Here is a 16,493-nt window from a genome sequence, read left to right as displayed (position 1 = left end):
CTCAAATCCCAACCATTCAATTGTATAAACCCGGATACCTTCCATTTCCACTCGTAAGCCTCATATCCTCACGCTATGGATTTTGGATCTTATCCCTTCAAACCACTTGTACTCATTCCTTCTACAATTTGCTTCTGGAATGCGAAGAATACAGCGATAACTGGAAGCAGGCTTAGGATAGACATCGCGAACATTCCTCCCCAGTTGGAAGCCGACTCGCTGTCGAGGAACATCTTGAGTGCAATAGATACGGTATATTTCTCCGGCGAATTCAGATACAGTACCGGACCTAGCAAATCCTCCCACTTCCAGTAGAAAGAGAAGATTGCCGCTGTAGCCAACGACGACTTGAGTAAGGGTAAAATAATTCTAAAATACAGCCGGAACTTGCCGCATCCATCAATCGTCGCCGCTTCATCCAACTCTCCTGGAATCGTTCGTATAAACTGCACCATCAGAAAGATGAAGAACGGCATCCCGAAAAAGGAGGGTACCACCAACGGTAAGATCGTATTGATCCAACCGAGCTTGGTGAAAATAATATATTGCGGTACCAGTACCACATCCCCTGGTAGCATAAGCGTCACCATCATCAAAGCAAACCACAAGTTACGTCCTTTGAATTTCAAGCGCGCAAAGCCAAATGCGATCAATGAGGAGGAAAGCACGGCTCCAATCGTTGAAATCACCACGATCGTGAGCGAGTTCAGAATGTACGTGCCAAAGTTGTAGCCAGTCGTTCCTTTCCAGCCTGTTACATAGTTTTGCCAGATCCATTCTGTAGGGAAAAGCGAGGATGCCGTGACGAATATCGTCCGACTTTCTTTAAACGAGCTGAACAGCATCCAAAACACGGGATACAGCATCAGGAGCGCCAGTGCAGCAACCAGTATGTGATAAATTGGCCATTTGACCGTTTTCCATGCCATCGGTATCAGCGCCCCTTTTCCGTTTCATAAAATACCCAGTATCTGGAGGTTATAAATAAAATCGCTGTCAGTATCCCAATCATAATGAGCATGACCCAAGCCATGGCTGCCGCATATCCCATATTGCTGAACATAAACGCCTGCCGGAACAGATACAGTGAATGCAGCATCGTTCCATCCATCGGGCCTCCTTCGCCCTTAGAAATAACATAAGCCGGGACGAAGGTCATAAAGGCACTGATCGTCTGCATAATCAGATTAAATAGAATAATGGGGCTAAGCAACGGCAGCGTAATACTGAAAAATTTTCGTACTGGCTTAGCGCCATCTACACTGGACGCCTCGTACAATTCAACAGGAATGTTCTTCAAACCTGCCAGAAAAATCAGCATGGAGGAGCCAAATTGCCATACGGACAAGGTGATTAGCATCGTAAGCGAAGCATCCGGGTCACCAAACCACTTCACCGGAGTCGCCCCTAAGGTCGAAAGCAGGCTGTTCACTATGCCGTTATTACTGAAAATGTTCCGCCACATAATGGATACCGCAACGCTACCTCCGATAATCGACGGCAGATAGTACATTGTCCGATAGGTGCCGACCATACGCGACTTGGTATTCAAAATCATAGCCACAAACAGCGCGAAAATCAGTCGCAACGGTACACCGACCAATACATACGTAAACGTGACCCTGATCGAATTCCAGTATTTCGGGTCGCCTGTGAACATTTTTTCGAAGTTACCCAGACCAATCCATTTGGGCGGGGTGAACAGGTTGTAGGTGGTAAAGGACAGATACAGCGAAATAAACATTGGAATTAACGTAAACGCCAGAAAGCCCACAATAAACGGGCTGATAAACGCATATCCGGTCATATTGGCTTTCAAGCTCTGATGATTTCGCAAGCTCATCAAGCCTCCCTTCTGTTGCATTTTAAAGAATTAGCAAAACTTTATAATATTAATAATTCGTTGTTATGTGAATAATATTGTGATGTCTGCAAAGGGTGCTTATGCAGTTGGTTCGTCCAATCAACCGTGCGCAATCATGCTTTGGACTACGCACGGTTAACTTAACGAAACGTTCCTTCGATCTTATGCTAAACAGTATCAGATATCCTAAAGGTCACATTGCGCTCATTATTGCTTGTTATTCGCAAGGATAGTATTCGCATCAGCCCGGAATTTGGCCGCTGCGTCTTCAGGCGTCATCTGTCCGAAATTGACCTGTTCAATATAATCGGTCAGAGTCGCAATCACTTCCGGCGATCCGACTGGCGGCGGCGGGCTCATTGGAGAAGCCTTCGGCTCCATGGAAGCTACAAATTCAAACACCTGCTTCGTAGGCTCGCTCAACTCTGGCGCAACAGCCTCCTTGATTTTGGAGGAAATCGGCACGCCACGTTCGCCTTTAATCAATTTATTCGCTTCTACATCATTCATCCAGAAATCAATAAACTTTGCGGCCTCATCCTTCACCTGTGAACGGGAAGCAACCGTCCAGTACATCGTAGGCTGCATGTATACGCCTTTTTCCATATTCGGCCCAAACATTGGTGCCAGTGCCATGGGGCGGTTAACAACCTGCTGTAAACCTACATACTGATTGGACCACTGCCAAATACCGATGCCTGTTCCTTTTACGATATCGGATTCCTCAAGAATCCCCTTGGTCTGGTTCATAATTTCAGGAGGCGGGGTCGCTCCCTTCTTAATCAGATCAGCCAATCCGCTGAAGAAGTCAACAAACAGCTTATCATCGTCATACCCCAATCCTGTCCCTTCCGCATTGTAGAGAGTCTTTCCTTGCGTACGCAAATAATAGTGGAAGAAAATATCGGCAGCCATTGAGCTGTCAAAGTATACTTTATTGGAAGCTGCCTTTAAAGCCATTTCTTTGTATTGATCCCATGTCCAGTTGTCAGGAATTTTGTCTATGCCCGCTTTTTTGAGCAGCGCCGGATCATACTGGAAACCCAGAACATTGACACCTGTTGGAATACCATATTGCTTTCCTGCTATTACGCCGGTACTGAGTACATTTTCGTTCACGTCAGCGACCTGAATTTTTTGATTTAAGTAAGGCGCGAGATCCTCCAGTTGACCATTTTTTGCATATTGGCTAATGTACGAAATGTCCATTTGCACGATATCCGGTAACTGATTAGCCGCAGCCTGTGGGGCGAGCTTTTTCCAATAGTCATCAAAAGAGGCATATTCCACATCGATCGTTACATTAGGATTTTTCTGCTTATACAAATCAACGACCTTCTGCGTGTATTCATGACGCGTATCCGATCCCCACCAAGCGATACGTAACTTTACTTTCCCGTCTGCACTTGTGCCCGAATTGCCGCCGCCGTCCGCTCCGCTACATGCTGTCGTCAAAACGAGCAGCATAGCTATAATCAGAAACCATCCCTTTTTGCCCACCTATCTCTCCCCTTTTCGCTGTTCTAGAAAGGAGCCAAATTACAAGTGACAACGTATTTACGCATTTTTGATAGCGTTTACATTAGCTCCTGTTGTTATTTTCCCAAAAGCTGAGAAGCATTGGAATACACAAATCAGGTTTCCTGGGTTTAAAAAACAGTGGGACTCCATCAGCTCATCCCCTCTCGTGTGATTTAATGTACTCGGAAGGCGTCATACCTGCCCATTTTTTGAACACCTGGCTAAAATATTGCGCGTTCCCGCCAAAGCCGAACCATTCGGCCAGCTCAAACACCTTTACATCTCCTGTCTCTCGAATATGCTCAGCCGCACGTTCGATCCGATAACGATTGACGTAGTGTGAGAAGTTTTCCCCAGTCACCTTTTTGAAAATCTTCCCTAAGTAGTCGGAATTCATATACAGCATTTGGCCTGCCACTCCGTTCAGCGACAAATCGGATTTTCTGTAGTTTTGCTCAATAATAGTGATCATTTTATCAACGGTAGAAGATTGGCGATACACATTACTTTTATAATAGATTGCGGTCATTCGTTCGGCAGCTTCCTGTACAAAAGATTTGAGACATGCCAGCGTTTTTTGCTCTGCCAGCACCACCATTCGGCTCGTAAACGCCGCACGCTCTTCTTCAGGGCATATACGGATCATAGCGGCATAGAGCTGAAGCACATAAGAGCGGGTCACAGAGATTTCCAGCTTCATCCGGGACAAAATACCGAATAACCGATCCACTTCCTGTGCAACCTCCACCGTATTTCCAGCCTTGATCAGCAGACCGAACTTTTCCTCGTCCAGCTCCAAATCTGCCATCTCCCGGGTATCCTCAGTCGCTAAATCCTCTTTCGTAATCAGACTGCCCTCCCCGGTGTAAAAACGGTGATTCATACAATGCAGTGTCTCCCGGTACATCCCCCGTGAATGCTGCATACTATCCGACTCACTAACTGCGACCGTTACCTCCAGTTTGTAAAAGCGATGAAATGTCGCACGTACCGCTTCAATCTGTTTCATAAACCGTGACGTATCATCCTCGCTTTCCAGCACGATGAGCAATTGCCCCTGCATGGTCGTACTGAGCAAGACATCATCCATCAAATCTGCCGCTATATTTTGCAATGCAAACAGATGCTCCGGCTCATGGGATTCCTCCACCCGCAGCAGCAGCATTCGAACCTGCTTATCTTGCAATTCAATTCCGAATAACCGCTCATAAAATGCGATATCGCGGCTACCGTAAGTTTTATAGGAAATAAACTCCTTCAAAAAGTGTTCCTTCACATGAGGCAGCATACGCTGAAAATCTAGCTTCATCCGGTTTACAAACTGCTTGCGTTCTTCCTGCTCCTCCCGCTCCTGTCCCAACTCGGTCAGAGCCTCATGAATTTGCCGCTCATTGCATGGCTTCAACAAGTAGTGCTTCACCCCGTATTGCATGGCCCGACAGGCATAATCAAAATCTTTGTAGCCAGACAACAGAATGAAACGGACGTCTGGAAAATGCTCCGTCGTTTTGGCAACCAGTCCGATACCGTCTAGTCCTGGCATAGAGATGTCGCTAATCACAAAATCAGGTGGGCTGGCTTGAATCTGATCATAAGCCTCAATCCCGTTACGTGCCGTGCCAACCAATCTCGTGCCCGCTTTCCCCCAATCAACCACCTGTGATATGCCTTCCAAAATCATACGCTCATCATCAACCAGTAGCACCTTGTACACGACCCTGATCCCCTTTCACATATGGAATACAGACATGAATCGACGTTCCTGTTCCTGACTCGCTATGCAGCTCTATCCCCCAAGGTGTACCAAATGTCAGGTTAATCCGTTCCTGAATATTCGTAAGTCCAATGCCCTGCCCACGAGTCGTAACCTGCCCGCTTCGCAGCTTTTCCAAGAAATCCGGCGTCATTCCCGGTCCGTCATCTTCAACTCGCAGAAATAGAGCACCCTCGCTTTCTCTCGCAATAATAGCAATCTGACAGGGTTCAATTCGCGGCTCCAGCGCATAATGAATGGCATTCTCCACCAAGGGCTGAAGCGTTAGCTTCGGAATTTGTGCATCCATCAGTTCTTCCGGAATATCCAGATGGAAAACGAGACGTTCATCAAAACGTGTTTTTTGGATCGTTACGTAGCTCCTTACAATATCCAGCTCTTTTCGAAGCGGAATCAGCTGCTCCTCAAAACTGACCGCACTACGCAATAGAAAGGCAAGTGCTTCCACCATCTCTGAAATCCGATCCTGTTTATTGGCCTTGGCGAGCCAGTTCACGGACTCTAATGTATTGTATAAAAAATGTGGATTAATCTGGGCCTGGAGCGCCTTTAGCTCTGTTTCCCGCAGTAATAGCTGCTTGGCAACATTCTCATTAATGAGCTCACGAATGCGGCGAATCATTTTCTTGTACGTTCGATGAAGCAAGCCTACCTCATCCTGTGTGGAAAGGGGGACCGCACCAAGTGCTTCCTCTTCCAAACGGTCGAGATCGCCTTTTTCTATTTTACGCATGTTCTGGATTAATTGAACGATCGGTTTGGTAATGCTCCCTGACAATCTAGCCCCCAGAGCCAATGCGATAAGAAGCATAATGACAAAAATAGCGCTTACAACCTCTTTGATAATCGTAATGCTGCGAAACATATCATCGAAGGGGGTCATATGCAAATACGTCCAATCCGTATAAGAAGATTTGATTTGAGCAGCGAAAAAGGTTCCTCCTGAGTAGGTCGCAATCCCGTAAGGCTGCTTCCGGCCCAGCTCGGCCTGAATATCACTCTCACTCAAAAGTGGTGTTTCGGGATAAATCATCCGCCTTCCATCTGTAATCATCAGTTGTCCGTCACGACCGGAGGTTTGTACACGGTCCGCTACAATCCGGTCAATTCGCACACGAATCGCAAGCGTTCCGAGCCCATTCAGCGTAAAATTGGAATCGGTAAAGGATTTGAACTGCCGAGCTGCCAGCAAGGAGGAATGACCTGCGGCATACCATGCATTGGAACCGTCATGTTCGTCTGCCAGCTCCGACAGGGTGGATCGAAGCTCTTGGGGAATACCTTCGCGGTTGCCCGCACTCATGACCTGTCCCTCTTTGTCGATGACCATCATAGAATAGACATAGGTTTCAGAGCCGGCAAAGGCGACAAGCCTATTCGTTATTTTTTTACGCAGCACCATTTTGGCATAAGGGGATTTCTCCTTTTCCAATTGCAGCAAATAACGTTGAAGCTGCTCGTCCGTTGTTACCTTGAAAGTAACTTTTTCCACATCCTTCAGCTCATTTTCTATACCGATTGAAGAAATATTGAGTACTTCGGATGTTTTTTTGTACATTTGATTATCATAAATGTGAAATACGTACTTAAGTATGACTGCAACAACTGCAAAATTAACCAGCATAAGCACCGTGATCAGCAGTACCATTTTATGATGGATTCCAGCATTTTTGTAAGCGCTTTTAAAGTAGGTAATCAGTGATTGTCGCCTCCTTTATAACATACAAAATACCCCATGCCTTGGTCATTCGGCAAGAGGTATTTGCATTTGCTTAGCGTTGATCGGTTGGTTTCGATTTGTCCGCCTTGCTCATATATTCGTCGTATCGGTCATCAAGTTCCCGTGCCATACTCCGGTATTTACGCGTTTCCTCAACAATGGGATCGATATGAGTCTGAACCCGCACCTCATATTTAGGGCTGAGCCGTTCCCGCTTTTGGGCCTCATTCTCACGAATTTCGCCTTCCGTCAGCAGTTCACTGAGCTGGCGTTCCAATTCTTCGGATTGACTCATCGCGATTTCCTCCTTTAGGGTGATGGTCCCTACGTAGAATTATAACCCGGTTGCGTCTGCTTCTTTCAGCACTTGAATAAGTTGAGAATGAATAGCTGTATTCGTAGCTGCAATATGCCGTACACTCAGGTCATAAGGTCTGCCCAATGTATCGGTAATGGTACCGCCTGATTCCTGCACCAGCAAAGCGCCCGCTGCTACATCCCACGCATTCAAACCAATTTCGCAATAGGCCGATAACCGTCCCGACGCCACATAAGCCAGATGCAATGCTGCCGAGCCCAGCGCCCGAATGCCGCGTACCTGAGGTGTAAGAACCTGCGTGATTTTCATATTTAGCGGTTGTGCATACGTACGATCTGGCGGGAAGCCGATGCACACCAGACTATCTCCCAGTGTTTCTTCTCTTGAGGCTTGCATGCGATTACCATGTACATATGCGCCTTTTCCTTTTTCCGCTACAAACATTTCATCACGGGACGGATCATAAATAACTCCGACAATCACCTCTCCACGATGGGCCAAGGCGATAGACACACTGTAATACGGCAGACTGTGTACAAAATTGGTCGTGCCATCTACCGGATCAATAATCCATAAATATTCCTCTTCACGGGCAGCCTCTAGTGCGCGGGCCGAAGCTTCGGCTCCCGGCTCTACACCCTCTTCACCCAAAATCGCATGATCGGGAAAATGGGTCAGAATCAGTCTGCGAATCATCTGTTCTGCACCTTTATCTACCTCGGTCACTAGATCCGTAGGAGACTGTTTGGTATTCAAATGTTCAACAGTTCCCAGCTTGCTCTTAATCCATTCCCCGGCTTTGGATGCCGCGTTAATAGCCACGGCCGTATAGCTTTTTCCTGATACGATATAGGGAACCTTTTCGTTTTCATGTTCGTTCAACGTGTTCACTCTACTTTCTATATCATTGTTACGTGGTTTACGAAGCTGGCCTACAGCACAGTCTCTTAACCATCTCTGTTTCAGTACAAGTTTGCTAGTTTACACATTCTAGTATACACAATAAACTGCATAAAGTTTCCCCAAATGAGAGCTTTATCCGCAAAATACTACTTTCTAAGGCATAATTTCTACGGAAGCCCCATCCAGCACTTTGACCCCATTATCTTCCTGAAGACGCAGTTCATTCATCAATCCGAATAACGCTTCATCCTTAAGCTTGGCTTCAAGCATGACATCAATCCGATCCGTATATCCAGCAATATTGCGCAGAAAGGTCAGCAACGGCTCCACCAGAACACCGTCTGCATGACCACGAGGGTCTTTTTCACTTTTGGGACTGGAGGCATGAATTTTGGGCGGCAATGGATGATCAGTAGAAGATCCGGCTTGGGCCAATTCCCCTTTCCAGGTATTCAATATGTCCGGCCATAGCTCCCACGGCTTCTCACCCTCGTTATTGACCCATTGATGATGAATATCGAGAACCATCGGCAAGCCCGTTATTTTGCAAGCTTCCAGTGTTTCCACCGCATTGAATGTTTTATCATCATTTTCCAGCGTCAACCGTTCTCTTAACGAAAGATCCAGAGCACTAACCTGCTCTACAAAACGCTGGCCTGAGGTCACCTTATCTCCGTATGCACCACCAATATGAATGTTGTTCTTGGCTTCGGCACCGAGCCCCATGGCCTCCAGCATCGCTTTGTGGTACTTCAAGTCATTAATGGAGCTCTCCAACACCTCAGGACGGGGAGTGCTTAACACTGTAAAATGATCGGGGTGAAACGATACCCTCATCCTATTCGCCTTGACATAGTTCCCAACCTCTGCAAAGTCAGCAGCAAGCGCCTGAAACGGGTTCCAATCCCGCAGATCCTGATGGGTCGCGAGCGGAATCAGCTTGGATGAGAAACGATAGACCTGGATATCACTCGCGCGATTATGGCGCAGCAGCCTCAATGTATTATGGAGATTTTCAGCTGCTATCCGTTCTAGCTTGCGGATCGCAGCTTCTCGGTCTCCAATCTTGTTAAAGCTGGCCATCGTCATGGTTTTAGAGGGGGATGCATTTTGCACGGTAACCGACATGGCTACATAACCTAACCTTACGATCATAGGGTGTCTTCCTTTCAGTAGTTCGCAGTAGATGGTAAGGCCGCTTTCGTTCTGTGACCTAAAACCCTTTTCTACTGATCATACCCGGAAAAGCACATGCTGATTCGGTGTTATCGCACAAATTGCAAGAAGCAAACAGCTAGGATTGCTGCTGTGCTCCAAAAAACATTTCATCCGCCAATGCGGTCTGAATTCTTGATTCCTCATCATTCAGCTTACGAATGAGGATCATTTCAACTTCGGTCACTTCATCGCCCTGGAAATTAATTTCGGCGATACAGCCCACAATCTGCACGATGGCTACTGCCACGTTGTCCACGCTGTAAGCGATGACCTTCTGGCCTGTCGGAAACACGCGCAGCCCGGATTTAACCATTTTGCCACGTCCGTATTCCAGCAGTTCGTAAAGTTCTTGTTCGCTCTTGAATTTGCATACGGAGTTAAATTCAGTTTGAAAGCCCATGTGTAGCCGCCACCTTTCATCATTAAGGGTTTAGTGAAATGCTCAAGTAAGTGCCATATATATGAACAAAAAGGAGAGTGATCAGCTCCCCTTTGTTTCTTTTATGAGTTCTCGTAGTGCAATGCGGACCTGCGCTCATAACGCTCCAGTGCAAGAGCAATCATGCGGTCCAGCAGACTTGCATAGGATACGCCGGTTTCTCTCCACAATAATGGATACATACTGAACGGTGTAAAACCAGGCATCGTATTCACTTCATTAATAAGAATATGTCCGTCCGAGCGTCTGACGAAGAAATCGGCACGGGAAATCCCGCAGCCTTCCAGCGCGCGGAATGCTTGTAATGCGGCTTCACGAATACGATCTGCCACTTCCTCATCCAACGGTGCCGGAATAAGCATTTCCGATTGGCCATCCGTATATTTGGCAGCATAATCATAATAATCACTCGACGATACAATTTCACCCGGTACCGAGGCAATCGGCTCGTCATTGCCAAGTACGCTGACCTCAATCTCACGGGCATCGACGTACTCCTCGACAATCACCTTCAGGTCAAATTGCAAAGCCAGATCTACAGCCTTTTCCAGCTCTTCTCGGTTGCTGGCTTTGGAAATACCGACACTTGATCCCAGATTGGCCGGTTTGACAAAGCAAGGATAACCTAGCTCGGTTTCCATATTACGTACCAGATCATGACTGGTTTGGGCCCACTGTGTACTATTAAAATAACAGTATTTCACTTGCGGCAATCCTGCATGCTCAAACAGCTTCTTCATGACGCCTTTATCCATACCTGCTGCCGAAGCCAACACTCCTGCACCGACATAAGGCATATCCGCCATTTCGAACAGACCCTGAATCGTTCCGTCCTCGCCAAAGGTGCCGTGCAGCAACGGAAACAGCACATCCAGCGTCTGCTCTCCGTACAGCTTGCCGAACAACGTATCTAATGCCGCCTTGGTACCGCCCTCTGCACGTTCCAGCTTCAATTGCTCTACAGAAGCCAGAGGAGCGCTTAATAGCGCCCCTCTACGCCAATCGCCAGCCTTCGTAATATAAAAAGGAATAATCTCGTATTTCTCATAGTTAAATGCGTTCATTACCGCATACGCCGTTTGCAGCGAAACCTCATGTTCGCCCGATTTGCCACCGTACACCAGCCCTACGGTCAATTTTTGATTTGCCATGCCTATCCTCCGCTTTCCTACTTTCGTCATTATGACTGATTTGCGTCACTATACCTGTTATCCATCATCTCATTTAAAAATAGTCGGCGATGTGATAAAAGCGATATACCGTGTTGTCGGTCCACGCATACGAATTTTTATAGTCCCAATAACGATGTCTGGAGCTTACCGTATGCGCATTGACTAGCGGCATGCCGCCCGCATCAAAGGCCGTTACCACCGTGCTGTGCTGAAAGGTTCCGTCACCATCCCAATCGTAAAAAATGACGTCCCCCAGCATGAGCTGCTCCGGTCGACTCACCTGCTCAGCAGTCAAACCCCATGAGCTGGAGCCCAAATACCGCTCCAGACTGTTGGAAACTGCCCAACTGTAGCTCCACAGCTCACGTCCGGCGACCCGTCCTTTATACCACCAGCCCGATTCTCTTTTACCAGTATAGTGGATCGGTGCGCCCCCTGCAAAGAGGCATTGCGAGATATAATTGGTGCAATCCACATCAAAACCTTCAAACTCCGGGTTAAAGCTATCCCACCACTGATCTGCATAAGCCGCTGCTTCTTCACGGCGATATCGGCTGGGACGTGCGGACGAACCAAAGCCCAGCACACCGCGATTCAGCAGCGGCAAACTCCCTCCCTGATTAAACGAAGCCTGTTCAAAAGGAACCTCTCCCCCCGCTGGCTTCCTTTCTGCCGGATCTCGCTCAATTCTCGCTACCTGCCAGGCTTCACCCTCGCGTGTGAACGTCAGACGCTCCCGTTCAATCCGATCCTCCCGGTGAGTCATCCCGCCCTTCTCATAAAAGAGTCGGACATGCAGTTGTACATCTACCACAGCCTCATCCGGCGTATCCTGCACCATTCGTAGCGGCTTGGCGCGTGTCTCGCTGCGTAGGGGAACAGCATCCCGTTCGTTGTACCACTGCTCCAATCTGGCCGCACGTGCTGCTCGTTCCATCCGCTGGCCCACCTCCAGATACTCATCTGGCTGCGGTACACCATTGACTTCACTGCGATTGTATTGATTCACGTAAGCAAAAAGGGCCTGTTTCCATTCCCGCTCCCCCATCCCTATCCCTCCAAATTCGTCCCGCTATCCTTTTCCGGGGATAACCGGAATGATGTATAACTTCCTTTCTTGCCTCTCTGGTCTGAAATGCTCTCTATCTATAAGTATGAATCTCTAAAGCTTGGTATGAACATCGAAACGCGAGGGAGCGGAACGTTTTATTTTCCAATCTGCAAGGCATCATTTAGGCCAAAAAAACTTTACGGAACTGCCTGAAAACGGTATACTTAATCCAAAAGCAATCATTTTGAAATCATGTTTCATCTAATGAAACAAATTGCATTCATCACAACCTCTAACACGTTATGAAGCACTGAAGATGTAATTGAGAACGCAACCAATTTAAACCAACTGGGCAAGACGTCGAAAAAACGACATCCCTATTTTCCCCCAAGCATTCACTTCAAGGAGGTAATACTTATGTCAGGAAAAGATCAATTCTCCATCGCCCGTAGTCTGGAAGTTAACGGGAAGCCTTATCGCTACTACAGTCTTAAGGCACTGGAGGAACAAGGAAAAAGCGGTATCGCCAAGCTGCCTTTCTCCATTAAAGTGTTGCTGGAAGCCGCGGTTCGCCAATTTGACGGACGCGCCATCACTGAAGAACATGTACAGCAGCTGACAGGCTGGGCTGAGGATCGGGACACCAACAAGGAGATTCCGTTCATTCCTGCACGCATCGTGCTACAGGATTTTACCGGTGTCCCCGTAGTTGTCGATTTGGCAGCTATGCGTGATACGGTGAAAAAAGCAGGCGGGGACCCGAAGCAAATCAATCCGCTCGTTCCCGTCGATCTCGTTATCGACCACTCGGTCATGGTCGATGCTTTCGGTACCAGTGATGCGCTGGATTACAACATTAATGTAGAGTTTGAACGTAACGAGGAGCGGTACCGTTTTCTGCGCTGGGCGCAAACGGCGTTCAACAACTTCCGCGCCGTTCCGCCATCCACAGGTATCGTCCATCAGGTCAATCTGGAATATCTCGCCTCCGTTGCCGCTACCAAAACCATTGACGGTGAAACGGTCGTCTTTCCAGATTCCCTCGTAGGAACAGACTCCCATACCACGATGATTAACGGCCTTGGTGTTGTTGGCTGGGGTGTCGGCGGGATTGAGGCAGAGGCGGGTATGCTGGGGCAACCGCTGTATTTTGTCACTCCCGATGTGATTGGCTTCAAGCTGACAGGCAGTCTGACGGAAGGCTCTACCGCCACCGATCTGGCGCTCACTGTTACACAAATGCTGCGTAAAAAAGGCGTAGTCGGCAAATTCGTAGAGTTTTACGGGCCTGGTCTGGCTAACATCAGCTTGGCTGACCGTGCGACAGTTGCCAACATGGCACCGGAATACGGCGCAACGATTGGTTTCTTCCCGGTCGATGCGGAAACACTGGCATACCTGCGCAGCACTGGACGTTCCGATGAGCAAGTAAGCCTCGTAGAGGAATATTACAAGGCCCAAGGCATGTTCCGCACATCCGATACACCGGACCCTGTGTTCAGCGATACCATTGAGCTGGATCTAGCTTCGGTTGTACCGAGTCTCGCCGGACCCAAACGTCCGCAGGACCGTGTAGAGCTTGGCCGCATGAAAGAAACGTTTGAAGGCATTATTCGTACCCCAGTGGACAAGGGCGGCTATGGACTGAGCGATGAAAAAATCGCACAGAAGATTCCGCTGACCCATCCGGACGGCTCCACCAGCGAGTTAGGTACAGGAGCAGTCGTTATTGCGGCTATCACAAGCTGCACGAATACCTCCAATCCAAGCGTTATGCTCGGTGCGGGCTTGCTGGCCAAAAAGGCAGTGCAGCGTGGGCTCAAAAAGCCAGGCTATGTTAAAACAAGCTTGACGCCAGGCTCCCTCGTCGTGACGGAATACCTGCAAAAAGCGGGATTAATCGGACCGCTCGAAGCCCTCGGCTTCCATGTAGCAGGCTACGGCTGCGCAACCTGTATCGGTAACTCCGGCCCACTTCCTGACGAAGTGAGTCAAGCTATCACAGACCATGATTTAACGGTTGGCGCAGTTATTTCCGGTAACCGGAACTTTGAAGGCCGTGTGCATGCGCAGGTCAAAGCCAACTATCTTGGCTCACCGCCACTGGTTGTCGCTTATGCGCTGGCAGGTACAGTGAACATTGATTTGGTGAATGATCCGCTCGGTTACGATCAGGACAATCAGCCTGTCTACCTGAAAGACATTTGGCCCACTTCCGAGGAAATCAAGGAAGCCATCAGCCTGTCTCTCAGCCCGGATATGTTCCGTCGCAAATACGAAAATGTATTTACTGCCAATGAAAAATGGAACTCCATTCCGGTTCCTGAAGGCGAACTGTATGAATGGGATGAAAAATCAACTTATATTCAAAATCCACCATTCTTTGAAAAACTTCAGGATGGCGTGCAGGATATCAAGGAAATCCGTAATGCCCGTGTGCTTGCCCTGTTGAATGATTCGGTCACGACGGACCATATCTCACCAGCAGGCAACATTGCTCCTTCCAGCCCGGCAGGACTGTACTTGAAGGAGCATGGCGTGGAACGCAAGGATTTCAACTCCTACGGCTCCCGTCGCGGTAACCACGAGGTCATGATGCGCGGTACATTCGCCAACATCCGTATCCGCAACAATGTGGCTCCAGGTACTGAAGGCGGCGTGACCAAATACTTGCCAACGGATGAGGAAATGTCCATCTATGATGCGTCCATGAAATATCAGGCAGCCGATCAGAACCTGATCGTCATCGCTGGTAAGGAATACGGCACAGGCAGCTCTCGTGACTGGGCGGCCAAAGGTACGCTTCTGCTGGGCGTTAAGGCTGTCATTGCCGAAAGCTTCGAGCGGATTCACCGCAGTAACCTAGTCGGCATGGGTGTACTGCCTCTGCAATTCCAGGAGGGCTATGGCTGGTCCAGCTTGGGCCTCAATGGCCGCGAAACCTTCGACATCCTCGGCATTAACAATGACGTGAAGCCTGGTCAAGAGCTTACAGTTGTGGCTAAACGCGAGGATGGCACAAAGTTCGAATTCCCGGTAATTGCCCGTCTGGACAGCACCGTCGATATCGACTACTACCACAACGGTGGTATTCTGCAAACCGTATTGCGTCAAATGATTCAAGAGTAAAGAGCGTATAAATAACAAAATCCCCTCCAAATGCAGTGGAAACTGCACATTGAGAGGGGATTTTTTATATGATTTAAGCCTTTAAAAGGAAACATATGCCGAGAACTGAGAACACTAGGGTTATAAGGAGTGTGAAGAGACCAGGCAGGCTTTCCATGATTGCAGAGCCTTCTTCGCTCTTGAACTGACGACTGAAATAGGGTTGGAGCATAAGCATAATCATAAAAGATATGAGGCTGATTCCACACAACAACCATACCTCAGGGGAGGATTTGTCAACAAAACGGTCAGCCACATCATTGAAATTGTAGTGGATTGCTACATTCCTAGGCATTCTCGGATACATGAAAAGGTAGATAATGAAAGGCAAAACAGAAATAAGAAAAGACAATACATTAGAAAAATTTAATTTACTTCTCATGGAAATCCCCCTAATATGCTAAATCGATCCGCATTATACAGATATCAGCAGTCTATATTTTTATACCTATGGCTTAGAAAGAGAGAAGTAACAAAACTAATCATCGTCGGTAAACAAGAAGCGAGCACCATACACACATTAACTTCTTGTCCTAATCCTATAACGATCCCGATTAAGCCAAAGGCTATCCAAATATAAGCAGAGATACGATGCGTCTTCTTCCATGCCTTTTCATTCGAAAGCAGCCATGGGAACTTCAAACCAATTAAACGGTTAGGTGTTAATTTAGTGAATGTGATACCTACTGTTAAGTGCGATATCGCTGAAACCAATAAAACTATATTTAAGGGACTGAAGTAAATAGCATTTGAATACAGTAACATTAAAAAAAGAAAAATAAAATTTAGAACAACAAACACACTGGAACATATTTTACGATATGGAACCAAATTATTTTCAGAAAATTGTTCTCTATGTTTCGAGAATTTTGGATACAAGACAACAATAAGAAAAGAGATAATCATCGCTCCTGATGACACAATAAAAAAAGCTAAAGGGAGCTTTAGCGGGTTCATTGAAGGCAATATAATAAATGATATTTATAAAATGCAATATAATAAATAAAATAGAAATCTGAATCCACGGCTTTTTAAATTCTTTTTTTAAATCATAGTTATTCTCCACTCAAAACAACCTCACTTGGAACTGTTTCTCAGTTGATTTTAGAAGTAAGTGTATTTATAATACTTCATTATAAAAAATGAATATATTTTAATAAAATATATATTATTGTCAGATCATAATGCATATTTTTCAAAAAAATAAGAGATCAAAGTCACATTCACAATATTTTTTTACAAAAAATAGCTTTTCTTCTGTTTCGAAAAGAAGTTATTATCTATCTACTCTATTTCGATTATTAAAATAAACATCTCAAAGCAAAAAAGCCGATCCCTCAGGAC

The 16,493-nt window shown here is 47.0% G+C and carries 14 protein-coding genes; 1 reads left to right on the top strand and 13 read right to left on the bottom strand.

What is annotated here, in order from left to right; all coding sequences use genetic code 11:
- Nucleotides 1–89: 89 nt before the first annotated feature.
- The 11 genes from NSS94_RS04200 to NSS94_RS04150 form a co-directional block, all read right to left on the bottom strand.
- Nucleotides 90–929 (bottom strand): carbohydrate ABC transporter permease, encoded by an 840-nt coding sequence (locus NSS94_RS04200; RefSeq protein WP_013308762.1) that lies wholly within the window; start codon nt 927–929, stop codon nt 90–92.
- 5 nt (nt 930–934) lie between these two features.
- Complete coding sequence (locus NSS94_RS04195) at nt 935–1,843, bottom strand: carbohydrate ABC transporter permease (RefSeq protein ID WP_023987015.1); 909 nt, start codon at nt 1,841–1,843, stop codon at nt 935–937.
- 228 nt (nt 1,844–2,071) lie between these two features.
- Nucleotides 2,072–3,364, bottom strand: coding sequence for an ABC transporter substrate-binding protein (locus NSS94_RS04190; RefSeq protein WP_029515765.1), 1,293 nt, complete (start codon nt 3,362–3,364; stop codon nt 2,072–2,074).
- Between the two features lie 175 nt (nt 3,365–3,539).
- Nucleotides 3,540–5,099, bottom strand: coding sequence for a response regulator transcription factor (locus NSS94_RS04185; protein ID WP_340931313.1), 1,560 nt, complete (start codon nt 5,097–5,099; stop codon nt 3,540–3,542).
- On the bottom strand, nt 5,077–6,807 hold the full coding sequence (locus NSS94_RS04180; RefSeq protein WP_209018226.1) for a sensor histidine kinase: 1,731 nt from the start codon (nt 6,805–6,807) through the stop codon (nt 5,077–5,079). Before NSS94_RS04180 ends, NSS94_RS04185 begins: the two co-directional genes overlap by 23 nt.
- Before the next feature lie 124 nt (nt 6,808–6,931).
- The gene (locus NSS94_RS04175) at nt 6,932–7,174 is read right to left on the bottom strand and encodes a hypothetical protein (protein WP_029515768.1); all 243 of its coding nucleotides are present in this window, start codon (nt 7,172–7,174) and stop codon (nt 6,932–6,934) included.
- A 39-nt stretch (nt 7,175–7,213) separates the two neighbouring features.
- Entirely contained in the window at nt 7,214–8,080 is an 867-nt protein-coding gene (locus NSS94_RS04170) for an inositol monophosphatase family protein (protein WP_029515769.1), read from the bottom strand.
- Nucleotides 8,081–8,254: 174 nt separating this feature from the next.
- Complete coding sequence (uvsE, locus tag NSS94_RS04165; protein WP_069011284.1) at nt 8,255–9,256, bottom strand: UV DNA damage repair endonuclease UvsE; 1,002 nt, start codon at nt 9,254–9,256, stop codon at nt 8,255–8,257.
- 139 nt (nt 9,257–9,395) lie between these two features.
- Nucleotides 9,396–9,719, bottom strand: coding sequence for a hypothetical protein (locus NSS94_RS04160; RefSeq protein ID WP_013308754.1), 324 nt, complete (start codon nt 9,717–9,719; stop codon nt 9,396–9,398).
- Nucleotides 9,720–9,820: 101 nt separating this feature from the next.
- Nucleotides 9,821–10,909, bottom strand: a complete 1,089-nt coding sequence (locus NSS94_RS04155) for a D-alanine--D-alanine ligase (protein WP_039270664.1) — start codon at nt 10,907–10,909, stop codon at nt 9,821–9,823.
- Between the two features lie 73 nt (nt 10,910–10,982).
- The gene (locus NSS94_RS04150) at nt 10,983–11,978 is read right to left on the bottom strand and encodes an amidase domain-containing protein (protein ID WP_069011283.1); all 996 of its coding nucleotides are present in this window, start codon (nt 11,976–11,978) and stop codon (nt 10,983–10,985) included.
- Nucleotides 11,979–12,398: 420 nt separating this feature from the next.
- On the opposite strand from NSS94_RS04150, the gene acnA reads away from it, so the two are divergent.
- Complete coding sequence (gene acnA, locus NSS94_RS04145; RefSeq protein WP_029515773.1) at nt 12,399–15,110, top strand: aconitate hydratase AcnA; 2,712 nt, start codon at nt 12,399–12,401, stop codon at nt 15,108–15,110.
- A 73-nt stretch (nt 15,111–15,183) separates the two neighbouring features.
- Here acnA and NSS94_RS04140 read toward each other — a convergent pair whose 3' ends face one another.
- Nucleotides 15,184–15,531: a DUF1648 domain-containing protein gene (locus tag NSS94_RS04140; protein ID WP_322251841.1), complete on the bottom strand. Its 348-nt coding sequence runs from the start codon at nt 15,529–15,531 to the stop codon at nt 15,184–15,186.
- Nucleotides 15,532–15,575: 44 nt separating this feature from the next.
- The gene (locus tag NSS94_RS26185) at nt 15,576–15,914 is read right to left on the bottom strand and encodes an SdpI family protein (protein WP_445671539.1); all 339 of its coding nucleotides are present in this window, start codon (nt 15,912–15,914) and stop codon (nt 15,576–15,578) included.
- Nucleotides 15,915–16,493: the final 579 nt, after the last annotated feature.

It is taken from the genome of Paenibacillus sp. FSL L8-0644 (assembly GCF_038008165.1).
In the GTDB taxonomy this organism is placed as follows: domain Bacteria; phylum Bacillota; class Bacilli; order Paenibacillales; family Paenibacillaceae; genus Paenibacillus; species Paenibacillus polymyxa_D.
Note: the sequence above shows the minus strand (reverse complement) of the source record. Positions and strands in the feature narration are given on the sequence as shown.

What these genes read in the sequence shown, in the direction of transcription:
- NSS94_RS04200 (WP_013308762.1), bottom strand. Translation starts at nt 929, where the DNA reads ATGGCATGGAAAACGGTCAAATGGCCAATTTATCACATACTGGTTGCT.
- NSS94_RS04195 (WP_023987015.1), bottom strand. Translation starts at nt 1,843, where the DNA reads ATGAGCTTGCGAAATCATCAGAGCTTGAAAGCCAATATGACCGGATAT.
- NSS94_RS04180 (WP_209018226.1), bottom strand. Translation starts at nt 6,807, where the DNA reads ATGGTACTGCTGATCACGGTGCTTATGCTGGTTAATTTTGCAGTTGTT.
- NSS94_RS04175 (WP_029515768.1), bottom strand. Translation starts at nt 7,174, where the DNA reads ATGAGTCAATCCGAAGAATTGGAACGCCAGCTCAGTGAACTGCTGACG.
- uvsE (WP_069011284.1), bottom strand. Translation starts at nt 9,256, where the DNA reads ATGATCGTAAGGTTAGGTTATGTAGCCATGTCGGTTACCGTGCAAAAT.
- NSS94_RS04160 (WP_013308754.1), bottom strand. Translation starts at nt 9,719, where the DNA reads ATGGGCTTTCAAACTGAATTTAACTCCGTATGCAAATTCAAGAGCGAA.
- NSS94_RS04155 (WP_039270664.1), bottom strand. Translation starts at nt 10,909, where the DNA reads ATGGCAAATCAAAAATTGACCGTAGGGCTGGTGTACGGTGGCAAATCG.
- NSS94_RS04150 (WP_069011283.1), bottom strand. Translation starts at nt 11,978, where the DNA reads ATGGGGGAGCGGGAATGGAAACAGGCCCTTTTTGCTTACGTGAATCAA.
- acnA (WP_029515773.1), top strand. Translation starts at nt 12,399, where the DNA reads ATGTCAGGAAAAGATCAATTCTCCATCGCCCGTAGTCTGGAAGTTAAC.
- NSS94_RS04140 (WP_322251841.1), bottom strand. Translation starts at nt 15,531, where the DNA reads ATGAGAAGTAAATTAAATTTTTCTAATGTATTGTCTTTTCTTATTTCT.
- NSS94_RS26185 (WP_445671539.1), bottom strand. Translation starts at nt 15,914, where the DNA reads ATGTTACTGTATTCAAATGCTATTTACTTCAGTCCCTTAAATATAGTT.